At 71.3% G+C, this 25,260-nt stretch carries 24 protein-coding genes; 14 read left to right on the plus strand and 10 right to left on the minus strand.

Translation table 11 applies throughout. The features are described from left to right. Window positions 1–56 precede the first annotated feature (56 nt). The 3 genes from ACIBHY_RS08525 to ACIBHY_RS08535 are packed head-to-tail and all read left to right on the plus strand — an operon-like array spanning window position 57 to window position 3,882. On the plus strand, window positions 57–830 hold the full coding sequence (locus ACIBHY_RS08525) for an ABC transporter ATP-binding protein (protein ID WP_397249991.1): 774 nt from the start codon (window positions 57–59) through the stop codon (window positions 828–830). Further along, window positions 827–1,633, plus strand: a complete 807-nt coding sequence (locus ACIBHY_RS08530) for an ABC transporter permease (RefSeq protein WP_397249989.1) — start codon at window positions 827–829, stop codon at window positions 1,631–1,633. Before ACIBHY_RS08525 ends, ACIBHY_RS08530 begins: the two co-directional genes overlap by 4 nt. Further along, a complete protein-coding gene (locus tag ACIBHY_RS08535; RefSeq protein WP_397306318.1) occupies window positions 1,630–3,882 on the plus strand; it encodes an ATP-binding cassette domain-containing protein in 2,253 nt (750 codons plus the stop codon). Before ACIBHY_RS08530 ends, ACIBHY_RS08535 begins: the two co-directional genes overlap by 4 nt. On the opposite strand, the gene ACIBHY_RS08540 is transcribed toward ACIBHY_RS08535, so the two are convergent. From ACIBHY_RS08540 to ACIBHY_RS08550, 3 genes are all read right to left on the minus strand, one after another. After that, complete coding sequence (locus ACIBHY_RS08540) at window positions 3,872–4,906, minus strand: DNA polymerase IV (RefSeq protein WP_397249985.1); 1,035 nt, start codon at window positions 4,904–4,906, stop codon at window positions 3,872–3,874. The two genes, ACIBHY_RS08535 and ACIBHY_RS08540, sit on opposite strands and share 11 nt — an antisense overlap. A gap of 123 nt (window positions 4,907–5,029) precedes the next feature. Then, window positions 5,030–5,452 (minus strand): luciferase family protein, encoded by a 423-nt coding sequence (locus ACIBHY_RS08545; protein WP_397249983.1) that lies wholly within the window; start codon window positions 5,450–5,452, stop codon window positions 5,030–5,032. A 64-nt stretch (window positions 5,453–5,516) separates the two neighbouring features. After that, entirely contained in the window at window positions 5,517–5,960 is a 444-nt protein-coding gene (locus ACIBHY_RS08550) for a MarR family winged helix-turn-helix transcriptional regulator (protein WP_397249981.1), read from the minus strand. 87 nt (window positions 5,961–6,047) lie between these two features. On the opposite strand from ACIBHY_RS08550, the gene ACIBHY_RS08555 reads away from it, so the two are divergent. Next, complete coding sequence (locus ACIBHY_RS08555; RefSeq protein WP_397249979.1) at window positions 6,048–6,929, plus strand: alpha/beta fold hydrolase; 882 nt, start codon at window positions 6,048–6,050, stop codon at window positions 6,927–6,929. On the opposite strand, the gene ACIBHY_RS08560 is transcribed toward ACIBHY_RS08555, so the two are convergent. From ACIBHY_RS08560 to ACIBHY_RS08575, 4 genes are read right to left on the minus strand one after another with little or no spacing between them, the layout of a single operon-like run. Beyond that, entirely contained in the window at window positions 6,902–7,945 is a 1,044-nt protein-coding gene (locus tag ACIBHY_RS08560; RefSeq protein WP_397306319.1) for an ABC transporter ATP-binding protein, read from the minus strand. The two genes, ACIBHY_RS08555 and ACIBHY_RS08560, sit on opposite strands and share 28 nt — an antisense overlap. Then, window positions 7,942–8,760, minus strand: a complete 819-nt coding sequence (locus ACIBHY_RS08565; protein ID WP_184968263.1) for a carbohydrate ABC transporter permease — start codon at window positions 8,758–8,760, stop codon at window positions 7,942–7,944. The genes ACIBHY_RS08560 and ACIBHY_RS08565 overlap by 4 nt, the downstream gene beginning before the upstream one ends. Continuing rightward, window positions 8,757–9,668, minus strand: a complete 912-nt coding sequence (locus ACIBHY_RS08570; RefSeq protein ID WP_397306320.1) for a carbohydrate ABC transporter permease — start codon at window positions 9,666–9,668, stop codon at window positions 8,757–8,759. Before ACIBHY_RS08570 ends, ACIBHY_RS08565 begins: the two co-directional genes overlap by 4 nt. After that, window positions 9,665–11,017, minus strand: coding sequence for an extracellular solute-binding protein (locus ACIBHY_RS08575; protein WP_397306321.1), 1,353 nt, complete (start codon window positions 11,015–11,017; stop codon window positions 9,665–9,667). Before ACIBHY_RS08575 ends, ACIBHY_RS08570 begins: the two co-directional genes overlap by 4 nt. Window positions 11,018–11,189: 172 nt before the next feature. Between ACIBHY_RS08575 and prcB the strand changes: the two genes are divergently transcribed. The 6 genes from prcB (at window position 11,190) to ACIBHY_RS08605 (ending at window position 17,212) form a co-directional block, all read left to right on the plus strand. Continuing rightward, on the plus strand, window positions 11,190–12,038 hold the full coding sequence (prcB, locus tag ACIBHY_RS08580) for a proteasome subunit beta (protein WP_397249970.1): 849 nt from the start codon (window positions 11,190–11,192) through the stop codon (window positions 12,036–12,038). A 21-nt stretch (window positions 12,039–12,059) separates the two neighbouring features. Then, window positions 12,060–12,845 (plus strand): proteasome subunit alpha, encoded by a 786-nt coding sequence (gene prcA, locus ACIBHY_RS08585; RefSeq protein WP_397249968.1) that lies wholly within the window; start codon window positions 12,060–12,062, stop codon window positions 12,843–12,845. A 570-nt stretch (window positions 12,846–13,415) separates the two neighbouring features. Then, entirely contained in the window at window positions 13,416–13,979 is a 564-nt protein-coding gene (locus tag ACIBHY_RS08590) for a hypothetical protein (RefSeq protein WP_397306322.1), read from the plus strand. A gap of 75 nt (window positions 13,980–14,054) precedes the next feature. Further along, complete coding sequence (locus ACIBHY_RS08595; protein ID WP_397306323.1) at window positions 14,055–14,597, plus strand: hypothetical protein; 543 nt, start codon at window positions 14,055–14,057, stop codon at window positions 14,595–14,597. A 228-nt stretch (window positions 14,598–14,825) separates the two neighbouring features. Beyond that, a complete protein-coding gene (locus ACIBHY_RS08600; protein ID WP_397306324.1) occupies window positions 14,826–15,416 on the plus strand; it encodes a class F sortase in 591 nt (196 codons plus the stop codon). Between the two features lie 182 nt (window positions 15,417–15,598). Next, complete coding sequence (locus ACIBHY_RS08605) at window positions 15,599–17,212, plus strand: ATP-binding cassette domain-containing protein (protein WP_397249960.1); 1,614 nt, start codon at window positions 15,599–15,601, stop codon at window positions 17,210–17,212. 260 nt (window positions 17,213–17,472) lie between these two features. Here ACIBHY_RS08605 and ACIBHY_RS08610 read toward each other — a convergent pair whose 3' ends face one another. Genes ACIBHY_RS08610 through ACIBHY_RS08620 form a run of 3 tightly spaced genes read right to left on the minus strand, consistent with a single transcriptional unit; the run spans window position 17,473 to window position 21,015 of the window. Continuing rightward, window positions 17,473–18,639: a mandelate racemase/muconate lactonizing enzyme family protein gene (locus ACIBHY_RS08610; protein ID WP_397306325.1), complete on the minus strand. Its 1,167-nt coding sequence runs from the start codon at window positions 18,637–18,639 to the stop codon at window positions 17,473–17,475. Beyond that, a complete protein-coding gene (locus tag ACIBHY_RS08615; protein WP_397249956.1) occupies window positions 18,614–19,903 on the minus strand; it encodes a cation:dicarboxylate symporter family transporter in 1,290 nt (429 codons plus the stop codon). Before ACIBHY_RS08615 ends, ACIBHY_RS08610 begins: the two co-directional genes overlap by 26 nt. A gap of 2 nt (window positions 19,904–19,905) precedes the next feature. Next, window positions 19,906–21,015, minus strand: a complete 1,110-nt coding sequence (locus ACIBHY_RS08620; protein WP_397249954.1) for a mandelate racemase/muconate lactonizing enzyme family protein — start codon at window positions 21,013–21,015, stop codon at window positions 19,906–19,908. A 101-nt stretch (window positions 21,016–21,116) separates the two neighbouring features. On the opposite strand from ACIBHY_RS08620, the gene ACIBHY_RS08625 reads away from it, so the two are divergent. From ACIBHY_RS08625 to ACIBHY_RS08640, 4 genes are all read left to right on the plus strand, one after another. Further along, a complete protein-coding gene (locus tag ACIBHY_RS08625; RefSeq protein WP_397306326.1) occupies window positions 21,117–21,833 on the plus strand; it encodes an FCD domain-containing protein in 717 nt (238 codons plus the stop codon). Window positions 21,834–21,918: 85 nt separating this feature from the next. Then, a complete protein-coding gene (gene pafA, locus ACIBHY_RS08630; protein WP_379623533.1) occupies window positions 21,919–23,277 on the plus strand; it encodes a Pup--protein ligase in 1,359 nt (452 codons plus the stop codon). A gap of 76 nt (window positions 23,278–23,353) precedes the next feature. Beyond that, the gene (locus ACIBHY_RS08635) at window positions 23,354–24,286 is read left to right on the plus strand and encodes an FKBP-type peptidyl-prolyl cis-trans isomerase (RefSeq protein WP_397249950.1); all 933 of its coding nucleotides are present in this window, start codon (window positions 23,354–23,356) and stop codon (window positions 24,284–24,286) included. Between the two features lie 80 nt (window positions 24,287–24,366). After that, window positions 24,367–25,260: an FKBP-type peptidyl-prolyl cis-trans isomerase gene (locus tag ACIBHY_RS08640; protein ID WP_397306327.1), complete on the plus strand. Its 894-nt coding sequence runs from the start codon at window positions 24,367–24,369 to the stop codon at window positions 25,258–25,260.

Here is a 25,260-nt window from a genome sequence, read left to right on the forward strand (position 1 = left end):
CGCGCTCCCATCTGTTTACGATGTATTATACATTGTCTAAAACGAAGGGAGGCCATATGACCAGCGAATCCGCACCGATCTTCGCCAGAGGGGTGCGCAAGCACTTCCCGGGCAGCGAACGTCCCGCGCTCGACGGCGTCGACCTCACCGTCCGGGCGGGCAGGGTCTGCGCGCTGCTCGGCGGCAACGGAGCGGGCAAGACCACGATGATCCGCATCCTGACCACGCTGACCAGGGCGGACGCGGGCACCGTCCGGATCGCGGGAGCGGACGTACGGGCCGAGGGCACGCGGGTGCGGGCCTCGATCGGGCTCGTCGGCCAGTACGCGGCCCTGGACGAGGTGCTCAGCGCCCGCGAGAACCTCGAGCTGTTCGGCCGGCTGGCCGGGCTCGACCGCCGCCGCGCCCGCGAGCGGGCGGGTGAGCTCCTCGGTACGGCGGGCCTGCACGAGGTGGGCAGGCGCCCGGTGGGCTCGTTCTCCGGCGGCATGCGCAGACGGCTCGACCTGGCGACGTCGCTGATCACCATCCCGGCGGTGCTGTTCATCGACGAGCCGACCACCGGCCTGGACCCGCAGGCGCGCCGCGAGCTGTGGTCCTCGGTCAGGGCGCTCACCGCCGCGGGCACGACGGTGCTGCTGACCACCCAGTACCTGGACGAGGCCGACGCGCTGGCCGACGACGTGGTGATCCTGCGCGAGGGCCGGGTCATCGCCGAGGGCACGCCCGGCGACCTGAAGAAGCTCGTCGGCGAACCGCGCATGGAGCTGCGCGAGCCGACGCTCGAAGACGTCTACCTGCACCTGCACGAGGGAGTGGCGGCCTCATGACGACGATCCCGGCGGTTCCCGCGCGGACCCACGTCTGGCGGGAGGCGCTGATCCTGGCCGGCCGCACGCTGCGGCACTGGCGGGCGCGGCCGGTCGGCTTCGCGGTCCAGGTGTTCTTCCCGGTGCTGGTCATCCTGCTCATGGGCGGGCTGCTCGGCGGCGCGATCGCGGGCAGCGCGGCGCAGTACATCCTGTTCGTGATTCCGGGCGTGCTGGCCTTCACGATGTTGTCCGGCATCGAGACGACGATGATCGCGGTCACCACCGACGCGACCAGGACCGTGACCGACCGCTTCCGCTCGCTGCCGATCTCGCCGGGCGCGGTGCTGCTCGGCCGGGTGCTGGCGGACATGCTGACCTCGGCCGTGGAGCTCGTGGTGATCACGCTGGCGGGGCTGGCGCTCGGCTGGCGGTGGGAGAACGGCATCCTGCCGGCGCTGGCGGCGTACGGGCTGCTGCTGTGGTTGCGGTTCGGGCTGCTCTGGGTCGGCGTGTGGGCGGGGCTGCGGGTGGGCTCGCCGGAGGCGGTCGGGGCGGTGCAGCTGCTGTCGTGGCCGATCGGGTTCCTGTCGACGGTGTTCGTGCAGCCGTCCACGATGCCGCCGTGGCTGGGCGCGATCGCCGAGCACAACCCGCTGTCGGCCACGGCCAGCGCGGTGCGCGAGCTGTTCACCGGCGTTCATGTGCAGGGCCTGACCTGGGCGGCCGACCACGCGCTGCTGTTCGCGCTCGTGGTGCCGCTGGTGCTGGCCGCGGTGTTCTGCCCGCTGGCGATCCGCGCGTTCCAGGGGCTGAGCCGATGAGCGAGATGATCCGGGTACGCGGCGCGCGGGAGAACACGCTCAAGAACGTCGACGTCGACCTCCCCAAGCGGAAGCTGACCGTCGTCACCGGCGTGTCGGGGTCGGGCAAGTCGTCGCTGGTGTTCGACACGCTCGCGGCGGAGTCGGGGCGCCAGCTCAACGAGACGTTCTCCGCCTTCGCGCAGGGCCGCCTGCCCAGTTACGGCCAGCCGGACGTCGACCACCTGGAGAACCTGTCCGCGGTGATCATCGTGGACCAGAAGCGGCTCAGCGGCGGCCCGCGCTCGACCGTGGGCACCGCGACCGACATCGGGGCGCGGCTGCGGCTGCTGTTCTCCAGGCTCGGCGAGCCGTCGGCCGGCTACTCCAACGCCTACAGCTTCAACGACCCCGCCGGGATGTGCCCGCTCTGCCAGGGGCTCGGGGTCGCGGCCACCGTGGTGGTGCCGGAGCTCGTGGACGAGGACCGGTCGCTGGCGGAGGGGGCGATCAGGTTCCCGGCGTTCGCGCCCGGCCAGTGGATGTGGAAGGCGTACGCCCGCTCGGGCTTCTTCGACGTCGACAAGAAGGTACGCGACTACACCCCGGAGGAACGCGAGATCCTCCTGCACGCGCCCGCGGGAACACTCAAGCCCCCCGCGGGCATGGACGCGGTCGGCACCGCCTACGAGGGCGTGGTGCCCCGGTTCACCCGCATCTACCTGCAGAAGGAGCCGGAGTCGCTCAAGGGGGCGCAGCGGGAGGCGTTCGAGCGGATCGTGGCCAGGCGGCGCTGCCCGGAGTGCGCGGGCTCCCGGCTGGCCGCCCCGGCGCGGGCCAGCCTGGTCGCCGGGCGTTCGATCGCCGACTGCGACGCGATGCAGGCCGACGACCTGCTGGCCGTACTCGGGGAGTTCGACCGTCCCGAGGTGGCGCCGCTGGTGGCCGTGCTGCGCGAGCACCTGAGCCGGATGGTCACGCTCGGGCTGGGGTACCTGAGCCTCGGCCGGGCCACCTCGACGCTGTCGGGAGGGGAGTCGCAGCGCGTCAAGATGGTGCGCCACCTGGGCAGCGCGCTGAGCGACATGCTGTACGTGTTCGACGAGCCGACCGTGGGGCTGCACCCGCGCGACGTGGACACGCTCGGCGCGATGCTGCTGGCCCTGCGCGACCGGGGCAACACGGTGATCGTGGTCGAGCACGCCCCCGAGATCATGGCGATCGCCGACCACTGCGTCGACATGGGCCCCGGGGCCGGCGGCGCGGGCGGGCAGGTCGTCTTCGAGGGCACGTACGAGCGGCTGCGCCAGGCCGGCACCCCGACCGGCGCCGGTCTGCGCGCCGACCGGGCCAGACGCGGCGAACCCCGCCCGGCCGGCGACTGGATGGTCATCGAGCACGCGTCGACGAACAACCTGCGCGACGTCACCGTCCGCGTCCCCCGCGAGGTGCTGACGGTCGTCACCGGCGTGGCCGGTTCCGGCAAGAGCAGCCTCATCCTCGGCCACCTGCCGGCCGCCGCCCCGGACGCCGTCGTGATCGACCAGCGGCCGATCCGCGGCTCGCGGCGCTCCAGCCCCGCGACGTTCACCGGCCTGCTCGACTCCATCCGCCAGATCTACGCCCGCTCGACCGGGAGCCCGCCGGGCCTGTTCACCCCCAACTCGACCGGCGGCTGCCCCGGCTGCGAAGGCACCGGCCTCATCTACACCGACCTGGCGTTCATGGAAGGGGTCACCACGCGCTGCGAGACCTGCCGAGGCCGCCGCTTCACCCCGGAGGCCCAGCGCCACACGGTCGGCGGACGCTCGATCGCCGACGTCTTCGAGATGAGCGTCACCGAGGCCCAGGCGCACTTCCCCCAGAAGCCGGTACGCGACACCCTCACCCGCCTGGCCGACGTCGGCCTCGGCTACCTCACCCTGGGCCAGCCCCTCACCTCCCTGTCAGGAGGCGAACGCCAGCGGCTCAAACTGGCCACCGAACTGGCGGCGCCGGGCCGTACCCTCATCCTCGACGAGCCGACCACCGGCCTGCACCTCGCCGACATCGACCACCTCGTCGCGCTGCTGGACCGCATGGTGGACGCCGGATCGACGGTGGTCGTCATCGAGCACAACCTGGACGTGATCCGCGCCGCCGACTGGATCATCGACCTGGGCCCGGAGGCCGGGCACGACGGCGGCCAGGTCGTCTTCACCGGCACTCCGCGGTCGATGATCGAGTCGGCCACCACCCACACCGCCCACCATCTGCGTCTCAGCGGCTGACGTACTCCACACCCACGCCCAGCAGCCGCACCGGCCGGTCCAGGGTGAAGCGGCCGAGGGCGGCCAGGGCGGCGGCCTCGATGGGCGCCGGGTCGACGGTGGCCGCGGCGAGCCTGGTCTGCCGGGTCTGGGTGACGAACGGGGCGAAGCGCACCTTGACCGTCACCCGGACGACGCTCCGGCCCTCGTCGGCGGCCTCGGCCGCGAGGCGGCGGGCGAAGGCCGTCACGTGCTCGCGGACGGCGGCCGGATCGGTGAGGTTCGTCGTGAACGTGCTCTCGTGGCTGTGGCCGCGCGGCACCCACGGGGTGTCGGTCACGGTCGTCTCGCCCTTGCCGAGCGCGAGGTAGCGCAGCCAGGGCCCGTTCGTGGGGCCGAAGCGCCCGGCCAGGTCGGCGGGGTCGGCGGCGGCCAGGTCGGCGACGGTGTGGAGGCCCAGGCCGGCGAGCTTCTTGGTGGTCTTGTCGCCGATGCCCCACAGCGCGGAGGTGGGGCGTTCGCCCATGACCTCCGTCCACTGCTCGGTGGTGAGCTGGGAGACCCCTTGCGGCTTGCGGAACTGGGCGGCCAGCTTCGCCTGGTGCTTGTTGTCTCCGATGCCGACCGAGCAGGTCAGCCCGGTCTCGTCGGTGACCGCCCGCTGCAGCGAACGGGCCAGCGCGAACGGGTCGCCGGTGCGGGCGCCGATGAACGCCTCGTCGAGCCCCCACACCTCCAGCGTGATCGGGAAGGCCCGCAGGACCTCCATGACCTGGGCGGAGGCGGCCTCGTAGGCGGGCATGTCGCTGGGCAGGAACACGCCGTCCGGGCACTTGCGCAACGCCGTGCGCATGGGCATCCCGGAATGCACGCCGTGCTCGCGGGCGGCGTAGGAGGCGGTGGCCACAACCGTGCGCGGGACGGTCGGATCGCCGTTGCCGCCCACGATGACCGGGCGGTCCCGCAGTTCGGGGTGCCGCAGGATCTCGACCGACGCCATGAACGAGTCGAGGTCGAGATGCAGGATCCAGTCCCTGGTGGACACCCTTCCAGTATCCCGCCTCCCGACGTGCGGGGGCGCCGCGGGCCGTGTTCGTGACGGCTCGCGGGGGAGCGCCCGCCCGCCGCACGTTCCGGAGCTTGTGGTGAGGGTACGGCTGGCGGAGGGTCAGGCCAGGGCCGTGCCGGCCGGCAGGCGGACCGGCGCGTCGCGGTAGAGGGCGGCCGAGCACGGGGTGACCGCCTGGCGGCACTCGCCGCGGTCACAGGCCTTGATGGCGACGCTGAGCAGGGTGAGCAGAAGGTCGGTGTCGTGTGCGGTGTCGAGGCGGATGCCGATCCAGTCCTCGCTGCGCCCGAACACGACCCGCTCGGTACCGGCCAGCGCCGGGTACAGGCGGCAGATGGCCGGGCGGGTGAGGCGGAGTTCGGCGTCGTCGTCGGCGTGCAGGTGGAGGATCTGGCAGGTGCCGGCGGCCACGCCGACTCCGCATGTGCAGTACGGGGCTGTCGCCTCAAGGCCGGGCCACTCGCGCAGGAGCGTCAGCACCCGGCCGGCCTGGGAACCCAGGGCGATGCCGCTTGCTCGCATGTGCTTATCGTCGTCCTCCGCGCACGCGGAGCAAAGGTGGATACCGCCAGGGTGTTCCCAATCGTTATGGAGCGAGGCGCCGGGCGATGGCGGTGAAGGCGGCCAGCTGCTCGGGGGAGAGCGCTCCGGTGAGGTGGCGGCGTACCGCGTCGAGGTGGACCGGAGCCGCGCGGTCGTGCGCGCGGCGGCCCTCGCCGGTGAGCACGACGTCCTCGCCGCGGCCGTCGAGCTCGCACTTCTCGCGGCCGACGAGCCCGCGCTGCTCCATCCGGCCGAGCTGGCGCGACAGGCGGCTGTGGGCCCAGCGCAGGTGTTCGGCGAGGCCGCGCACGCGGATGCAGTGCTCGCCGCCGGAGAGCTCGGCCAGGGCGGCCAGCACGTCGTAGTCGGCCATCGACAGGCCGCTCGCGCGTTCCACGTCGCGGGCGACCTCGGTGTCGACGTGCAGGCGCAGGCGGCGGTAGGCCTCCCACGCCTCGAGCGCGGTCTCGTCCCTCGTCTCGGTCACCCCGGCAGTCTACGGGACTTCGGTGACATGTAACAGATCTTGGGATAGGCTTTCGTTACACGTAACGAAGTAGCGGGAGTGTGGGGCATGGAACGCAAGCTGGCGGTCAACGGGGTCGAGCTGAACGTCGAGACGTCCGGGGACCCGGGTGACCCGGCGATCCTCCTGCTTCACGGCGCGGGGCAGTCGCTCGTGGCCTGGGAGGAGGAGTTCGTCGCCCGGCTCGTCGCGGGCGGACGGCGGGTGGTGCGCTTCGACAGCCGTGACGCCGGCCGTTCGACGAGCTATCCGGCGGGCGAGCCGGCGTACGGACTGAACGACCTCGCGGCCGACGCCGCCGCGCTGATCGAGGCGCTCGGCCTGGACGGGGCCCACCTCGTCGCCATGTCGCAGGGCTCCGCGGTCGCGCAGCTGGTGGCGCTCGACCACCCCGGCCGCGCCGCCTCCCTCACCCTCACCGGCGCCACCCCCGGCGGTCCGGGCCACGAGTCCCCCGACCTGCCGCCGATGGCGGACAGGATCCTGGCGCTGTTCGCCGAGGAGCAGCCGGGGCCCGACTGGACCGACCGCGCGGCCGTGCTCGACTACCTGGTCGAGGGCGAGCGCCCCTACGCCGGGGCCGTCTTCGACGAGGCGGCGCTGCGGGCCATGGCCGCGCGCGTCGTGGACCGCACGCCGAACCTGGCCGCCCAGCTCACCAACCCGTTCCTCATCGACGCCGGCCGGCCGTGGCGCGAACGGCTCGGCGAGATCGCGGTACCGGTGCTGGTCTTCCAGGGCGGCGACGACCCGCTGTTCCCGCCGGGGCACGGGCAGGCGCTGGCCGCGGCGATCCCCGGGGCGCGGGCGAGGGTGCTGGAGGGCGTCGGGCACGAGATCTTCCCCCGGCGCACCTGGGACGAGGTCGTCCCGGCGATCCTCGGCCACACCGCCGCGGCCGGTCAGGCGAGCAGCGCGCCGTCGCGGTAGACGAGCGATCGAGCCGGTACGGCCCAGCGTCGCGCACCCAGCGCCGGCTCACCGCCCTCGGGCACGACCGCCTGCACGAGGTGGTCGCCGGACTCGAGCGTGACCAGCACTCCGGTGCCCAGGTTCTCCAGCACGGCCACGGTGCCCGGGATACCGTCCTGCCGTTCGGTCTCGGACAGGCGCATGTATTCGGGCCGCACGCCGTACACGATCTCGTCGCCCTCGCCGAGACCGGCGGGAGCGGCGCGGACGGCGCCCGCGACACGCAGCGCGCCGCCGGTGTTCGTGCCGGGCAGCAGGTTCATCGGGGTGGAGCCGATGAACGAGGCGACGAACGTGGTGGCGGGCCGCTGGAAGACCTCGGCGGGGGTGCCGATCTGCACCATGCGCCCGGCCGACATGACGGCGATGCGGTCGGCCAGAGCCAGCGCCTCGGCCTGGTCGTGGGTGACGAAGACGGTGGTGACGGCCAGTTCGCGCTGCAGGCGTTTGAGGAACGTGCGCGCCTCCAGGCGCAGCCGGGCGTCGAGGTTGGACAGTGGCTCGTCGAACAGGAACGCGGCCGGGTGGCAGGCGATCGCGCGGGCCAGCGCCACCCGCTGCTGCTGGCCGCCGGACAGCTGGGCGGGGCGGCGGTGCAGCAGGTCGGCCAGCGACAGGCGGCGAGCCACCTCGGCGGCCTTGCGCACCCGTTCGGCGCGGGGGACCTTCTTGATGCGCAGCGGGTAGGCAATGTTGTCGGTGACGTCCATGTGGGGGAAGATCGCGTAGTCCTGGAAGACCATGGCGACGTCGCGGCGGCCCGGGGGCAGGCGGGTGACGTCCGCCTCGTTGATGCGGATATTTCCAGACGTGGGGGTTTCGAGGCCGGAGATCGTCCGCAGCAGCGTCGTCTTGCCGCAGCCCGACGGGCCGAGCAGCGCGAAGAACTCGCCGTCGGCCACCGTCAGGTCGATCGCGTCCAGGGCGCGCACACCGCCGGGGAACACCTTGGTCAGGCCGTGCAGCGAGATCACCGCTTGATACCTCCGTGGAAGCGGAAGCCGTACCGCTGGGAGACGAACAGGTACATGGCCACGACCGGCAGCGAGTAGAGCAGCGAGAAGGTCGAGATGAGGTCGAGCTTGGGCGCGCCGCCCTCGGTGTAGAGGGTGTAGAGGATCACCGAGCCGGGCGACTTCTCCGGATCGCGCAGCAGGATGAACTGGAACAGGAACCCGCCCCACACGCTGGCCAGCGCCCAGACGCCGATCGTGGCCAGGCCGGGACGCACGAGCGGAACGGTGATGTGCCGCAGGATCTGCAGCGGCGAGGCGCCGAAGACCCGCGCGGACTCCTCGTAGGACGTGGGCGTCTCGTCCATGAAGTCCTTGAGTATGAAGATCGCCGCGGGCAGCAGGCCGCCGGAGACGACCAGGATGACGCCCAGATGCGTGTCGATGAGGTTGAGCCGGGTGGCCAGCTCGAAGATCGGGACCATCGCGGCGGTCCCGGTGACCACGGACGACAGCAGCAGAAGCAGATACAGGAGCACGTCCCTGCCGGGCACGGACACCCGCGACAGCGCGTACGCGGCGAGCGCGGCCAGCACGACGACCAGCACCGCCGCGCCCCCGCCCTGGATCAGCGAGTTGCCGATGGAGCCCAGCGCGTAGGGGTTGTCGAGGATGGCGGCGAAGTTGGCGAGCGTGAACTCCGGCACCGACGTCGTGATCGTGGGGGAGGCGTCGAACGGCGCCGCCGCCAGCCACAACATCGGCAGCGCGAACAGCGCCAGGACGACGGCGACGAAGACCGTGGAGACGAGCCTGCCGACCGTGTGCCTGATCATGCCGGTGGCCCTCCCGCGGCGGCCGTGGCCTCCTGCCGCCGCCGCCCGCGCAGCAGCCGCAGGTAGGCCAGCGCGAAGACGAGGTTGACGAGCAGGATGAGGAAGGAGACCGCCGCGCCGACGCCGAGCTCGCCGCCGCGCAGCGCGAGGTTGTAGACGTAGATCGGCAGGATCTCCGAGCGGCCCTCGGGCCCGCCGCCGGTCAGGACGAACGGCGTGAAGTCGTTGAACGTCCACAGGCTGATCAGCAGCAGGTTCGTCAGCACGTGCCGGCGGATGAGCGGGAAGACGACGTCGCGCAGCTGCTGGAAGACGTTGGCGCCGGCCAGGCGGGCGGTCTCCAGGTGGGAGGGCGGCACGTTCTCCAGCGCCGCCGAGTACAGCATCATCGAGAACGCGGTGCCCCGCCAGGTGTTGAAGACGATGATCGACAGCAGCGGGTGGTCCAGCAGCCACGCGAACCCCGGCGTGCCGAGCAGCGCGTTGAGCGTGCCGTCGTCGCGGTCGAGCAGCGCGAACCACAGGAACCCCACCACCGTCGACGGCAGGATCCACGACAGCAGCACCACGCCCTCGACCAGCCGCCGAACCGCCCCGCGCCGGGTGCGCAGCACCCACGCGAGCGCGAACCCGAGCCCCGCCTGGCCGATCACGGCCGAGCCGCCCACGTAGGCGACGGTCAGCCACAGCGAGGACAGGAAGCGCGGGTCGCCGAGCGCGGAGGTGTAGTTGTCCAGCCCGACCACCTGCGGGTCGGCCGCCTGGAGCCCGGTCAGCCGGTAGTCGGTGAGCCCCAGGTAGATCGTCCAGAGAGCGGGGAAGACGAGGAAGACCGCGATGAGCACGAGCGCGGGCAGCACGAACGCGGTGGCCCTGGCGCGCCCGAGCCCGGCGGCATCGGTGATCATCCCGCGATGTTGGCCGCGCCGCCGACCAGCCGCTCCAGCTTCGTCTGGTACGCGACCGCCGCCTCCTCGGGCGAGGAGCCCGCCACGACCGCGGCCGTGGCCTCCTGAAGCGCGGCCGACACCTGCGGATAGACCGCCAGCGGCGGCCGGTACGCCGTGATCGGCAGGACCTCCTCCGCGATGTACTTGAGCATCGGGTCGGCCGTCAGCACCTCGGCGTTGACGTCGTCGCGGGCGCTGATGCGCACCTGCCCGGCCAGCTGCGACTTGGTCGCCGCCGCCGAGTGCATGAACGCCAGCAGCTCCCAGGCGAGTTTCGGGTTCTTGGAGAAGGGGTTGAGCACCCGCACCGCGCCGCCGGACATCGAGACGAAGTCCTGGCCGCGGATGCCGCCGCCCGGCTGTTTGGCCGGGATCTTGGCGTAACCGACGACCGTGTCACGCTCGGCCAAGGGCGCCACGCCCGCCTTCGGCTCGATGACCGAGCGCCAGAAGTAGTCGCTCTCCGCCAGGATCGCGATCTTGCCTTCGGCGAACTGGGCGAAGGACTTGTCGCGGCCCTTGGCCTCCTGCTGCAGCTTCGGATCGCCCAGGCCCTTGGCGTAGATCTGCTGGTAGAAGCCGAGCACGTCCTTCATGGCCGGGGAGGCGCCGGTCCACTTGCCGGTGGTGTAGATCTCCGAGCCCGCGCCGGTCAGCAGCGGCAGCGCGCCCTGCATGGTGGTGGCCTCGCCCATCGCGGTGCCGGCGTTGATCTGGATCGGCACCGGCACCCCGGCCGCCTTGAGCCTGGTCCCGGCGTCGATGATCTCCTGCCAGCTCGCCGGCTGCCACGGCTCCGGCAGGCCGGCCTTCTTGAACAGCGTCCGGTTGTAGAACAGCACGCGGCCGTCGGTGCCCTGCGGCAGCGCGTACTTCTTGCCGTCGAAGATGCCGAGCCCCTGCACGGCCTGCGGGATCTGCGACCAGCCCTCCCAGCCGTCCACCGTGGGCCCGCCCACCTCCGCCAGCGGCTTGATGTAACCGGCCTGCGCGAACTCGCCCACCCAGATGCCGTCCACGTCGATGACGTCGGCGCCGGTCTTCGACTTGAGATCCAGGGCGATCTTCGTCTTGTACTGCTCGTCCTCGACGCCGCTCGGCTGGAACAGCACCTTGACGTTCTGATGGCTCCGCTCGAACTCGGGGATCACCCAGGTCCTGATCCAGTCGGCGCTCTCGGAGTTCTTGCCGCCGGAGATCGAGTTGGCGGCGATCGTGAGGGTCACGCTCCCGGGGCTCGACGGCCGGCCGGTGCCGCAGGCGGCGAGGGCGAGGAGGAGGGCGGCGCCGATGAGCACAGGTCGCATGTCGGCCTCCAGTTGAGGACGTGCAGACATACCGACAATCGCACGACCCGACTCGGGCGTAAAGAAACGATCTGATGAACGGTTCGCCCTGAGCTGATCGTGGGAAGTGCATGGGGCAACGCAACATGAGTAGGGTCTGGCTAGAGGTAATGACGATTGGGGAGGGAGTCGCGTGGCATCGCACAGGGATCTGCCCGCCGGCTTGGTCGACCGATTTTTCGTGAACTCGGGGAGTTCGTCGTTCACCGAGTTCGTCAGCTCGCACGCGCCGGAATTGCTCCCGGTCCGCGGTGAGGTCCTGGCCACCCCGATCGGCGACCAGGTTCCGCACGCCACGACGATCGTGGCGGCCACCTTCGCGGGCGGCGTGGTCATGGCCGGAGACCGGCGGGCCACATCGGGGAACATGATCTCGCAGCGTGACGTGCAGAAGGTGTTCCGCACCGACGACTACTCCGTCATGGGCATCGCGGGCACCGCGAGCACCGGCATCGAGATGGCCCGGCTCTACCGCGTGGAGCTCGAGCACTACGAGAAGATGGAAGGCCGCACGCTGTCGGTCAACGGCAAGGCCAACCGCCTGGCCACGATGATCCGCGGCAACCTCGGCATGGCGATGCAGGGTCTGGTGGTGGTGCCGCTGTTCGCCGCCTACGACCCCGACAAGGACGAGGGGCGCATCTTCAGCTATGACGTGGCGGGCGGGCCGTACGAGCGGGAGCGTTTCGACGCGATCGGCTCCGGCTCCATCTTCGCCCGCGGCTCGCTGAAGAAGCTCTACCGCGACGGCGCCGGCGCCGACGACACCGTGATGGCGCTCATCCAGGCTCTCTACGACGCGGCCGACGACGACTCGGCGACGGGCGGACCCGACGTGACCAGGAAGATCTGGCCCATCGTGTCGGTGATCGACGCCAACGGGTTCCGCCGGCTCACCGACGAGGAGGTCTCCGGATACGTCGAGCAGATGCTCGAAGCCCGGTTGATCTCACCTGACGGCCCCATCGCCCCGCTGCGCTAGAAAGGAACACCTGCGGTGTCCATGCCTTTTGGATATGCCTCCCCTGAGCAGATCATGCGGGACAAGGCGGACTACGCGCGCAAGGGCATCGCGCGGGGCCGCTCGGTCGTCGTACTGCAGTACGAGGACGGCATCCTGTTCGTCGCGCCCAACCCGTCGCGGGCGTTGCACAAGATCAGTGAGATCTACGACAAGATCGGCTTCGCCGCCGTCGGGCGTTACAACGAGTTCGAGGAACTGCGGCTGGGCGGCATCCGCTACGCCGACATCAACGGCTACACCTACGACCGCTCCGACGTGACCGGCCGCGGCCTGGCCAACCTCTACGCGTCCAACCTCGGCCGGATCTTCACCGAGTCGATCAAGTCGCTGGAGGTCGAGGTCGTGGTGGCCGAGGTCGGCGACACGCCCGACGGCGACGCCATCTACCGTCTCACCTTCGACGGCTCGGTCTTCGACGAGCACGGCTTCACCGTGATGGGCGGCCAGGCCGAAGCCGTCTCGGGCCGCCTGAAGGAGCGCTACCGCGAGGCGATGCCGCTGGCCGACGCCCTTGAGGTCGCGCTGGTGGCGTTGACGGAGCCCGGTGGCGAACGGCCGCCGGTGGCCCAGCTGGAGGTCGCGGTCCTGGACCGCAACCGCGAGCACCGCAAGTTCCAGCGGCTGACGGGGGCGCGCCTGGAGCGCATCCTCCCCGCCGCCCCGCCCACCCCGCCCGCCGCTGCCGCCACGGAACCCGACGACGCCCCCACGGGCCCGCCGACGGGCCCGGACGGCGACATCGACGACGGCTCCTCACCCCTGTAGCGACCCAGAGCCCACGGGCTCCTCGGTCTCTGGCCTCTGGCCTCTGGCTTCTGGTCTCTGGCCTCTGGGCCGAAGCGGCATCGGGCGCCGCGGCGAAACGCCGCGGCGCCCACGCACGTCCTCTCGGCCCCACCCTCTCCACCGGCCCGCCCTCTGCTCTTTCCCGCACCGTCGGCTTCGGGACTCCCCGCTCCGCCCTCGCCTCGGCGGCCCGCCGGCCGGTCCCGCTCGCGCCCGCCGGGGTCGGCCCGGAGCCTCCCGATCCCGCCCGCCGGCCGTGTCTCGTCTGCGGCTGATCGGTGGTTCCACCACCGCTCGCCTTCGGCACCGATCCGCGCCCGTGTGGCGGTCGTGCTCGTCGGTGTCCTGTCTGTCGGCCTCCGGCCTGGTTCGGCCCGGTTCCGAGTGGCGCCCGGTTTTCGGGTACGGCCTGCCGCGGCGGCGTTCCGGCCAGGGTCGCGGGCCGGATGGTGCCCTGGGAGCCGGACTTGCCGTCGCGGGCGACAGGGTGTGACGTGTGTCACGTGTTGCCGCGCGAACCAGGGCACGTGTGCCGGGATCGTAGATCGTGTGAAGACTTCGACCCGATACATCCTGGCGGGCGGCGCGGTGGCCGCCTTGACCCTTTCCTTCGTCAGCACCGCCCACGCCGGCACCCGGAGCACCGTCACGCTGCCCACGGCCGCCGCGTTCACGGCGATCCCCACGTTCAAGGCGCCCAAGATCTTCGGGACCACCTTCCAGGCGGACCCCGGGCACGACTTCACCAAGGGCGTCCATTCGCGGCGCGACGGCATCCTGCGTGGCTGGATCACCCACGTCAGCGGCGTCAAGGCCGACTACGAGCCGATCAAGTGGAAGAAGGGCACCCAGACCGAGGGTCACTTCGTGGGGCCGCCCGAGGGTGACGTGCGGGCGTACTCCTCGCCGATCGCGAAGAACGTGGTGTTCCTGTCGGCGTTCGGGTGCAAGGCGTCCATGCAGAACATGACCGTGGACCGCAACACCGGGCTCGGCAACAAGCGGTGCTCGCGGTCGGTGCTGATCAAGCGGGCCAAGCAGTACGAGCGTCCGGCGCTGATCACCGTCTACAAGGGGAAGATCGTCCGAGTGCAGGAGATTTACACCCCGTAGTCCCAAGGTGGGTCTTACGTTGGGGCTTGCGGCGGTAGGTGATCAGAGGAAGTGGATCACCGCTGGAGGCAGCAGATGCGTGGGATCGCCGCCGCTTTGGCCGGTATCACCGTGGCGTTGGGGGTGGCCGCGGTCCCGGCCCGGGCCGACGAGGACCTGGGCCTGCGGCCGTCGACCGTACGGGCCGGTGGATGGGTGACGGTCCGGCTGCTGTGCGACCCCGATTCCGAGTCGAGGATGATCGACGGGCCCACCTCGTTCGGGGAGATCCCGATCGACGACCTGGGGGACGGTCGTTTCGAGGACGACATACGCGTGCCCATCGGCACTCCACGGGGCCGCCAGCCGGTCTACGGGTACTGCGACGACGAGGACGAGCCGACCAGCCGGGCCGCGTTCACCGTGGTGGGAGGCCGCCCGCACGGCGGGGCATACACCGGCTTCGGCGGTACGGCCCCCACACCCCGACCCGCCCATGCGGCCAAGCCGGCAGGTCAGGGGGAGGAGGCCGGTCTGCAACGGGGCGCCCCGGGAGGCGCTCTCCTGTGGGCCGGAGTAGGAGCGCTGGCGCTCGGCGGAGTCGCCGCGATGCGCCGCCGTACCCGCCGCAGGGGCTGACATGCGCCGTCTCGGCAATCCTGGGACACCGGCCGGCGAGCGGGTGACATTGGGCGGCGAACGCGCGATGCCGAGTGCCGAGGGGCGCGCCCCGGTGGGTGTGGCGCCGGTGGGCGGGAGCGTGACGCCGGTGGGTGTGGCGCTGGGGTGCGAGGGTGTGGCGTGGGGCTGTGGGACCGCGGTGTGGTGCGGGGCCGGTCCGGGAAGGGCCGCGGCCGGGGTGGGCTCGTGAGGGCCTGGGCCGTGGGGGTCGTGGTGGCCGGGATTGTTCTCGTGGTGGTGGGGAAGCCCGCGCTGGAGAAGGTCGTCGAGGTTCTTGAGGGGCTGGTCCACTCGGCGGCCGTCGCGCCCATGCCGCGATCTGCCCCTGTTCGCCTGGAGATCCCCGGGCTCAAGGTCAAGGCCGGGATCGCCCCGCGCGGCCTCAACAAGGACGGCACCGCCCGCGTCCCGTCGGCGCGTCAGGCGCACCTGGTCAGCTGGTACAAGCACGGACCCGCGCCGGGTGAGCCGGGCGCCGCCGCCCTGTTCGGCCATGTGGACTCCACCACCGGCCCGGCCGTCTTCCACGGCGTCGCCACCCTCCGGCCCGACGCGTTGATCAGGGTGACCCGGGCCGACGCCTCGACGGCCATGTTCCGGGTCCGCTCGGTCGAGGCCTTCCCCAAACGGCACTTCCCGTCGGAGCGCGTCTACACCGACACCGACCGCCCGGAACTTCGCCTGATCACCTGTGGCGGGACGTTCGACCCGGTCAGGCGCGAGTACGCCGACAACGTCGTGGTCTTCGCCGACCTCGCCGGCCGTACCGGAAAATGAGGGGCGGACCCTGCGGCCTGTCCGATATGCTCATTTCATGCACTATTACTTCTTCCTCTAAGAGGGACGGCGCCAAGCCCCCGACTACGCCCGACGCGGCCCCATGAGCGGCCCCGGGCGCGGCGAGGCGTATCCGCCGTCCGATTCTTTTCGCGGGGTTGAGCCCCGTTCTTGGAGGAAGTGTGTCTACCGCTCTTTCCCTGCGCGCCCGCGCCCACCTGAGCGCCACCGATCTTCGCGTCACGCGTGGCGGGCGGCCGGTCCTGGTCGGTGTGAACCTCACCGTCTCCCCGGGCGAACGCCTGGGCGTCGTCGGTGAGAACGGCCGGGGCAAGACCACGTTGCTGCAGGTCCTGGCCGGAGCTCTGGTTCCGGACGCGGGCGAGGTCAGCCGGGCCGGCACCATCGGCGTGGCCGACCAGGAGATGCCGGTCGGCGACGACCGTACCGTCGGTGATCTCATCGACGTCGAGCTCGCCGAGGTACGGCGGGTCCTGGCGGCGTTCGAGGAGTCCACGGAGGCGCTGGCCGAGGGGCGGCCGGGCGCCGAGCAGGAGTACGAACGCGCGCTGGCCGACGCCGAGTCGATCGGCGCGTGGGAGGCCGACCGGCGCGTGGACGTCTCGCTGGCCGCGCTCGGCGCCGTCGACGACCGTGCCCGGCCGCTGGCGGGGCTCTCGGTCGGTCAGCGCTACCGGATCCGGCTGGCCTGCCTGCTCGGCGCCGGGCACGACCTGCTGCTGCTCGACGAGCCGACCAACCATCTCGACGCGGCGGGCCTGGACTACCTGACCGCCCGGCTGCGCGAGCACCCTGGTGGCGTGGTGCTGGTCAGCCACGACCGCGCCCTGCTCAGCGACGTCGTCACCACCGTGCTCGACCTCGACCCGACCCGCGACGGCCGTCCCCGTACGTACGGCGGCGGCTACGAGGGCTACCGCGAGGGCCGCACGGCCGAGCGCGAACGCTGGGAGTCCGACTACCGCGACCAGCAGAGCGAACGCCAGCGCCTGGCCGACGACCTGTCGACCGCGCAGAACCGGCTCAGCACCGGCTGGCGTCCCGACAAGGGCACCGGCAAGCACACGCGTGCCACCCGGGCGCCCGCGCTGGTGCGGGCCGTGCACCGGCGGCAGGAGGCGCTCGAGGCGCAGGTACTGGACGTGCCGAAGCCGCCGATGCGCTTCCAGGCGCCGCCGCTGCCCGCTCCGCCCGGCGTGACGCTGCTGCGCGCCGACGGGGTGGAGGTGGCCGGGCGGCTGCGTGGACCCCAGTCGGTGCACCTGCGCGCGGGCGACCGCCTCGTGGTGACCGGTCCGAACGGCGCCGGCAAGTCGACGCTGCTGGCCGTACTCGCGCAGAGGCTCGAACCCGGCGCGGGCAGTGTGCAGCGCGGCGGGCGGGTGGGACTGCTGTCGCAGGAGTCCCCGGAGCCGTCGCGGCGACCGGCCCACGAGGTGTTCGACGCCGCGATGGCGCGGCTGGTCAGCACCGGCGTGCTGGCGGAGGCGGAGCGGCTGGGCCTGTCGAGCCTGGGCCTGCTGCCGTCGCAGGCCGCGCACCGTCCGGTGTCGGAACTGTCGATCGGCCAGCAGCGCCGCCTGGACCTGGCGTTGCTGCTGGCGGCCCGCCCGCAGGTGGTACTGCTGGACGAGCCGACCAACCACCTGTCGATGGCGCTGGTGGAGGAACTCACGCAGGCCCTCCACGCGACGGCCGCCGCCGTGGTCATGGCCACCCACGACCGGCAGCTCCTCCGCGACGTCGCCGATTGGCCGCGGCTGTCGTTGCGGTGACGCTCAGTCAACAGCGCGACGGTCCGTTACGGCCCAGCCGCGCCCACCCCCACCCGCCGCACGTGCCCGGCCTCCGTCCAGGGAGACGGCGGGCCGGCGCGCGTGGCGGGCCGCCGCGACGCCCGCCCCGCGGGCCGGCTACCGGCGCACCCCGCAGCCCGATCCACCCTCCGGCCCGATGCCCGTGGTGGGTAGGAACTCCGGCACGACCTCGCCCGCGGTGGGGTTCGCTCTCCAGTCCCGCCCTTTGACCGGGGGTTTTAGGGGTGAAGGGATTGGAGGATTTTGTGGAGCTTCGTCTGGTTCTCCAGGCCGATGCCCGGAAGGTCGGGTAGCCGGAGGTGGCCGTCCTCGACCACGGCGTCGTCGGCGAAGCCGCCCGTGGGCTCGAACTCGCCCGGGTAGGACTCGTTGCCCCCGAGCTTCAGGGCGGCGGCGATGTGCAGGGCGAACTGGTGCCCGCCATGAGGGACGCAGCGCCGGGCGGACCAGCCGTGCCGCCGGAGCATGGCCTGGATGCGCAGGTATTCGGCCAGGCCGTAACTGAGGACCGGGTCGATCTGGATGAGGTCGCGGTCGGGGCGCATGCCGGCGTACCGCAGGAGGTTGCGGGCGTCGGGCAGGGAGAAGAGGTTCTCGCCGGTGGCCAGCGGCCCCGGGTACCGCTCGGCCAGGGTGGCGTGCAGGGCGTGGTCGAGCGGGTCGCCGGGTTCCTCGTACCAGGCCAGGCCGTAGGGTTCGAGGGCCGCGCCGTACGCCAGGGCGGTGGCGAGGTCGAAGCGGCCGTTGGCGTCCACGGCGAGGTGGGCGCCGTCCACGACGTCGAGGACGGCTTCGACGCGGCGCAGGTCCTCCCGCAGCGACGCGCCGCCGATCTTCATCTTGACGGTGGTGTAGCCGAGGCCGAGGAAGCGCCGCATCTCCGCCTGGAGGTCCTTGAGCGTCTTGCCGGGGGAGTAGTAGCCGCCGGCGGCGTAGACGAAGACGGACCCGTCCGGCTCGCCGAGGGCGTGGCGCTCGCACAGCCAGCGGTACAGCGGCTTGTCCTCGATCTTGGCGGCCAGGTCGTGCAGGGCCATGTCGAGCACGCCGACCGCGACGGAACGTTCGCCGTGGCCGCCGGGTTTCTCGTCGCCGGTCATGACGGGCAGCGCCTTGACCGGGTCGAAGGTGACGCCGTCGTCGGTCAGCAGGCGGTCCGGATCGGCTTCGAGCAGGCGGGGCGCGACGCGGCGGCGGATGATCTCGCCCGCGCTGTAGCGGCCGTTGGAGCTGAAGCCGTAGCCGGTCAGCGGGCGGCCGTTCCTCATGACGTCGCTGACGACCGCCACGATGGAGCAGTCCATGCGGCCGAAGCCGATATAGGCGTTGGCGATGGACGAGCTGATCGGGACGGTTCCCTCATGGATGGCGATGATCCGCGGCATGGGCCTTCTCCTTGCGTGGGCCGCCGATGGTCTTCTCGAACAGTTCGCGGTCGAGGCCGCCCTCCTCCCACCGGGCCACGACCACCGCGGCCACGGCGTTGCCGAGCACGTTCGTGACGGCCCTGATCAGGGAGAGGAAACGGTCGACCGACAACACCAGCGCGAGGCCGGCGACGGGCACCAGCCGCACCGCCGCCACGGTGTTGGCCAGCGTCACGAACGCCGACCCGGTGACCCCGGCGGTGCCCTTGGACAGCACCAGGAAGACCAGGAACAGCAGGAGCTGGTCGCCGAGGCCGAGCGGCACGCCGTACACCTGACCGATGAAGACGACGCAGATGGGGATGACGACGGCGACGCCGTCGAGGTTGAAGGAGTAGCCGGTCGGGACGACCAGGCCGACCACCGAGCGTTTGCAGCCGAACTCCTCCAGGCGGGCCATGAGCTGCGGCATGACCGACTCCGACGAGGACGTCCCGAGCACGATGTACAGCTCGCGGCGCAGAGCGCGGACCAGGCGCAGATAGGAGAAGCCGGCCATACGGCAGATCGGGACCAGGACGACCAGCATGAAGACGGCCAGTGCGAGGACGGAGACGCCGACGAGCTTCATGAGCGCGGTCAGGGTCTCCGGGCCGTACTTGCCGACCGTGTACGCGACGGCGCCGAAGGTGCCGATCGGCGCCAGGTACATGATGAAGCGGATCATGCTGAAGAACACCTCGGCCAGGCGCGTGCACCCGCGGGCGACGGGCTCGCCCACCTCGGGCGGCAGGGCGAGCAGGGCCAGGGCGAACAGCACGGCGAAGATCAGCACCTGGAGGACCTCGCCGGTGGCGAAGGAGCCGACGGCGTTGTCGGGGATCATGTGCGTGAGCCAGTCGGCGAAGGTACGCTCCGTGCCGCCCTTGACGTAGTCCGTCAGCTCCTCCGAGGCGCCGGCGGGCGGGGCGACCCCCGCGCCGGGCCGCAGGAGGTTGACGGCGGCCAGGCCGATGAGCATGCCGAGCGTGGTGACGATCTCGAAGTAGATGATCGCCTTCAGCGCGATCCTGCCGACCGACTTCAGGTTGCCCGCCGAGACGATGCCGCTGACCACGACCAGGAACACCACCGGCGCGATCACCAGCTTGATGAGCGCGATGAAGACGTCGGCCAGGGGCTTGAGCTGGGCGCCGGTCTCCGGCCACAGCAACCCGAAGATCGCGGCGGCGACCGCCGCGACGAGCACCTGCATGCTGGTGTTACGCGCCAACGCCCGCATGGCTACCGCACCAGGGTGTCGCGGAGCGCGCCGCGGTCGACGTCGAGTCCGAGCCCCGGCCGGCCGGACAGCGAGATCTTCCCGGCCTCCGGAGCGGGGGAGCCGGGGAACAGCTGCCGGCCGACCTGGCCCATGCCGAGGTGCCATTCGAGGATCCAGCCGTTCATCAGCCCCGCGAGGGTGTGCATGCTGAACAGCGGCCACCCGCCGCCGTGCGCGATCGGCAGGTTGTAGATCTGGGCCAGGTGGGCGGCCTTGCGCGCCTCGGTGAAGCCGCCGCAGTAGCAGGGGTTGGGCTGCAGGATGTCCACGGCGCGGCGTTCGACCAGTTCGCGCAGGCGCCAGCGGTGGCCTTCCATCTGCCCGGCGGCCAGCGGGATCGAGGTGTGCTCGCGCAGGTCGGCCAGGGCGCGGGCGTCGTTCTGGTGCAGCGGTTCCTCGAACCAGGTCAGGTCGCAGTCCTCGACGGCGCGGGCCAGGTACTTGGCCTCGGTGGGGGTGAACAGGTAGTTGGCGTCGATCATGAGGTCAACGTCGCCGCCCACCGCCTCGCGCACGGCCCGGATCCGGCGGGCGTCCTCGCGCCAGCCGCCCTCGTCCACGCCGACGACCATCTTCAGCGCGGTGAACCCGGCCGCCACCTGGAGACGGGCGGCCTCGGCGAGCTGGTCCCTGTCGTACTGCGGGAAGCCGAAGGTCACATACACCGGCAGTTGTGTACGGGCGCCGCCGAGCAGGGAGGCCACCGTGCGGCCCTCGTGTTTGCCGGCGATGTCCCACAGGGCGATGTCCAGCAGGGACAGGGCGCTGGAGACCACGCCGGTCATCGTCCGGGGGTTGAGCTTCTGCCAGACGCGCTGGTGGACGGCTTCGACCTCGCGCGGGTCGAGGCCGGCGACGATGGGCAGGAAGTGGTGTTCCAGGGCGGCGACGACGGAGCGGGCCAGGAAGTGGCCGGTGATGGCCACGCCGGTCAGGCCCTCGTCGGTCTCGACCTCGCAGAAGACGAACTCCTTCTGCTCGGCTCTGCCGTACCCGTCGACCCGGCCCTCCAGCAGCGGCACCTCGATCGAGGTGGTGTGCACGCCGGCCCGGATGTCCTTGATCTTCATGCTGTTCCTTCGTCCAGGGGGTGGTGGAAGGAGCTTCCCCCCGAAAATCGTCAACTGTCAACGATTTGCAATTTGTGGAAGGCTGGGGTAGGGAAGATCGGGTGGGCGACTACACCGACGCGCTCCGGCGCCGGGTGGCCGAGCGGCAGGCCACCTCACTTCCCCAGCTGATCGTCGAAGAGCTCGAAAACATGATCATCAACGGCACGCTGAAAGGCGGTGACCGGATCAACGAGTCGGCGCTGGCCATGCGGCTGGGCGTCAGCCGCGGGCCGGTCCGCGAGGCCTGCCGCCAGCTCGAACGCAGCAGGCTGGCCGAGTTCCGGGCCAACCGCGGCATGTTCGTCAGGGAGATCTCGGTCGAGCAGGCGGCCCAGCTCTACGACATCCGGGCGAGCCTGTTCGGGCTGGCCGGGCGGCTGGCCGCCGAGCGGGCCGGCGAGGACGACGTCGCCGGGCTGCTGGAGGTGGTCGAGCGGCTCCGGGACTGCGCCGACATGGATCACTACTATCCGCTCAACGTGGACCTGCACCGGCGCCTGGTGGCGTTGTCCGGCAATCCCCGTCTGGTTGAGCTTTATGACGATATTTCTAAGGAACTGCACCTGTTCCGGCGGCACGGCCTGGAGCCGGACGCCGCCCGGCAGATCTCCAACGCCCAGCACCGGGAGATCGTCGAGCGCATCGCCGCCGGCGACGCGGTCACGGTCGGCCACCTGATGGAGGAGCACATCCTGGCCGGCAAGAGCCGCATGCTGGGCGGCGCATCACACGGCACACCACACGCCGCACCACATGGCGTACCGCACAAAGCGTGATATGTCGGGACATGCGGCGCGGGCGGCGCAAAAACGCCAGGCAAGATCCCTCCCGCTCGCCGATCCGTGGGCATAGTGTGAGGTGATGGATCGTCGCATCTTCGGACTCGAGAACGAGTATGGCGTGACCTGCACGTTCAGGGGACAGCGCAGGCTGTCTCCGGACGAGGTCGCGCGCTACCTCTTCCGCCGAGTCGTGTCCTGGGGCCGATCGAGCAACGTCTTCCTCCGCAACGGCGCCCGCCTCTACCTCGACGTGGGCAGCCACCCCGAGTACGCCACCCCCGAGTGTGACAACGTCGTCGAACTCGTGACGCACGACAAGGCGGGCGAGCGCATCCTCGAAGGCCTTCTCGTCGACGCCGAGAAACGCCTGCGCGAGGAGGGCATCGCCGGCGACATCTACCTCTTCAAGAACAACACCGACTCCGCCGGGAACTCCTACGGCTGCCACGAGAACTACCTGGTCGGCCGGCACGGGGAGTTCGGCCGTCTGGCCGACGTGCTCATCCCGTTCCTGGTCACCCGGCAGATCATCTGCGGCGCCGGCAAGGTGCTGCAGACGCCGCGCGGGGCCGTGTACTGCGTCTCGCAGCGCGCCGAGCACATCTGGGAGGGCGTCTCCAGCGCCACCACGAGGTCGCGGCCGATCATCAACACCCGCGACGAGCCCCACGCCGACGCCGAGCGCTTCCGCCGCCTGCACGTCATCGTGGGCGACTCCAACATGAGCGAGTCCACGATGCTGCTCAAGGTCGGGGCGACCGACCTGGTGCTGCGCATGATCGAGGCGGGCACGGTGATGCGCGACCTGTCGCTGGAGAACCCGATCAGGGCCATCCGCGAGGTCTCCCACGACATGACGGGCCGCCGCCGGGTACGGCTGGCCAACGGGCGCGAGGCCTCCAGCCTGGAGATCCAGCAGGAGTACCTGTCCAAGGCGAAGGACTTCGTCGACCGCCGGGGCGGTGACCCGATCGCCCACCGGGTGCTGGAGCTGTGGGAGCGCACGCTGCGCGCGGTCGAGACGGGCAACCTCGACCTGGTCTCGCGCGAGATCGACTGGGTGACCAAGTACCAGCTGATCGAGCGGTACCGCAAGAAGTACGACCTGCCGCTGTCCTCGCCGCGCGTGGCGCAGCTCGACCTGGCCTACCACGACGTGCACCGCAAGCGCGGGCTGTTCTACCTGCTGCAGAAGCGCGGCGCGGTGGAGCGGGTGGCCTCCGACCTGAAGATCTTCGAGGCCAAGTCGGTGCCGCCGCAGACCACCAGGGCGCGGCTGCGCGGCGAGTTCATCCGCAAGGCGCAGGAGAAGCGCCGCGACTTCACCGTCGACTGGGTGCATCTGAAGCTCAACGACCAGGCGCAGCGCACCGTGCTGTGCAAAGACCCGTTCCGCAGTGTGGACGAGAGGGTGGACAAGCTCATCGCCGGAATGTAGTGGGTCGTTTACCCCGGGCCTACATCGGTCTCGGATAGGGTGGCGCGAACCTAGACGTCTGTCCCGAGGGAAGTCCATGCGCCGCCGCCTGGCCGTACTGGCCGCCGTGCCTTTGATCTTCACCGCCGCCGCGTGCGGTACCGCCGAGCCGACCGGCTCCACATCGGCCACCGCGTCGTCGGGGGTGAAGGTCGCAGGCAACCTCAACGTCAAGCCGACGGTGACCTTCCCCTCGGGTACGCCCGCCGCCAAGTCGTCCTATGAGGTGATCAACGCGGGCACCGGCCCCGCGATCAAGAGCGGCGACAAGCTGATCGTCAACCTGACCGTCTACGACTGGGACGGCAAGACCAACGCCTTGCAGGGCTCCTCCTACGACTCCAAGCAGCCGGAGACGATCGCGATCGACCAGCAGCTGCCCAAGGTCCTGCAGGACGGCTTCGCCAAGGTCAAGCACGGCGGCAGGCTGCTGGCGGTCCTGGCCGCCGACGCCGCCCCGCAGCAGCAGCAACAGCAGGCCGCCGCCCAGCCGACCAAGGTGTTCGTGCTGGACGTGGTCGGCGGCGCGCCCGTCGCGCTCAAGGCCGCCACCGGTGAGGAGACCAAGGAGTCCATCAAGGGCGTCAAGGTCGTGAGCCCGGGCGGCGAGAAGGCGCCCACGCTGACCACCAAGACCGGTGACAAGGCGCCCAAGGACCTGGTCGTCAAGACCGTGATCAAGGGCACCGGCAAGCCCGTCGCGGCCAACCAGACCCTCGACGTGCACTACACCGGCAAGATCTGGGGCACCGACAAGCAGTTCGACTCCAGCTGGGAGCGGGGCCAGCCGGCCAACTTCCCGCTGAGCGGCGTCATCCAGGGCTGGCAGAAGGGCCTGGTCGGCGTGCCGGTCGGCAGCCGCGTCGTGATGAGCATCCCGCCCGCCATGGGCTACGGCGACAAGGAGCAGAACGGCATCCCCGCCAACAGCACGCTCGTGTTCGTCGTGGACGTCCTCGCGGCTTACTGACGCCTGGTCTGACAACGCGGTAGCATCTCGTGGCCCGGGGCATCGCCCCGGGCCACTGGCGTTGGTGCGGAAGGACGTCGATGCGGCCGACCCTGCTCCTGATCCCGGCCCTCGCGCTGAGCGCGTGCACCGCCCCCGCCGCGCAGGACCCCGGGCTGAGGGTCGGCGGTGCGTTCGGCGCCAGGCCCTCGGTGGCCTTCCCCGCGGGCAGGCCCTCGGGGAGTTTGCAGATCGACCAGCTGACCGCGGGAAAGGGCGCCCGGCTGGGCGCGACGGACGTGGCGATCGTCCACTACACCGCGCATGTCTGGGACGGCCGGGAGAACCGCCAGGTCGACTCCAGCTTCACCCGCGGCGCTCCGGCGGCCTTCCCCGTCGGGCAGCTCGTTCCGGGGCTGGACAAGGCATTGCGCGGGCGGACGGTGGGCAGCCGGGTGATCGCCGCCATCCCGCCGGCCGAGGGCTTCGGCGCCAACCCGCCCCAGGGCGTCGGCCCGTCCGACGGGCTCTTCTACGTGATCGACATCCTGGGCGCGCATGCCAAGGGCGAGTCGGTCCAGGGGCGCGCGGGCGCGTACGCGGGAATCAGGGTCGGCGGCGGCGCGCGACCGGTGCTGTCGCTGCCGCTCGCCCGGCCGCCCGCACGCTATGCCGCCAAGGTCCTGGTCAGGGGTGACGGGCCGCGGGTCGGGCGGGGGCAGCTCGTGGTCACGCAGTACGAGGGCGCGGTATGGGAGCGGCGGCGCGTGTTCGACTCCACCTGGACGAGCGGGCGGCCGCGCGCGTTCACGGTCGGCGACGGCGGCGTCATCGAGGCGTGGGAACGCGCGCTGACCGGCGTGCCCGTCGGCAGCCGCGTCCTGGTCGTCGCCCCGCCGCGGACGGCCTACGGCAGCGCCGGCCTGCCCGCCTTCGGCATCCGCGGCGCCGACACCCTGGTCTTCGTCGTGGACGTGCTGGCCGCCTACCGATGA

Source organism: Nonomuraea sp. NPDC050547, from assembly GCF_044457345.1.
Classification (GTDB): Bacteria; Actinomycetota; Actinomycetes; order Streptosporangiales; family Streptosporangiaceae; genus Nonomuraea.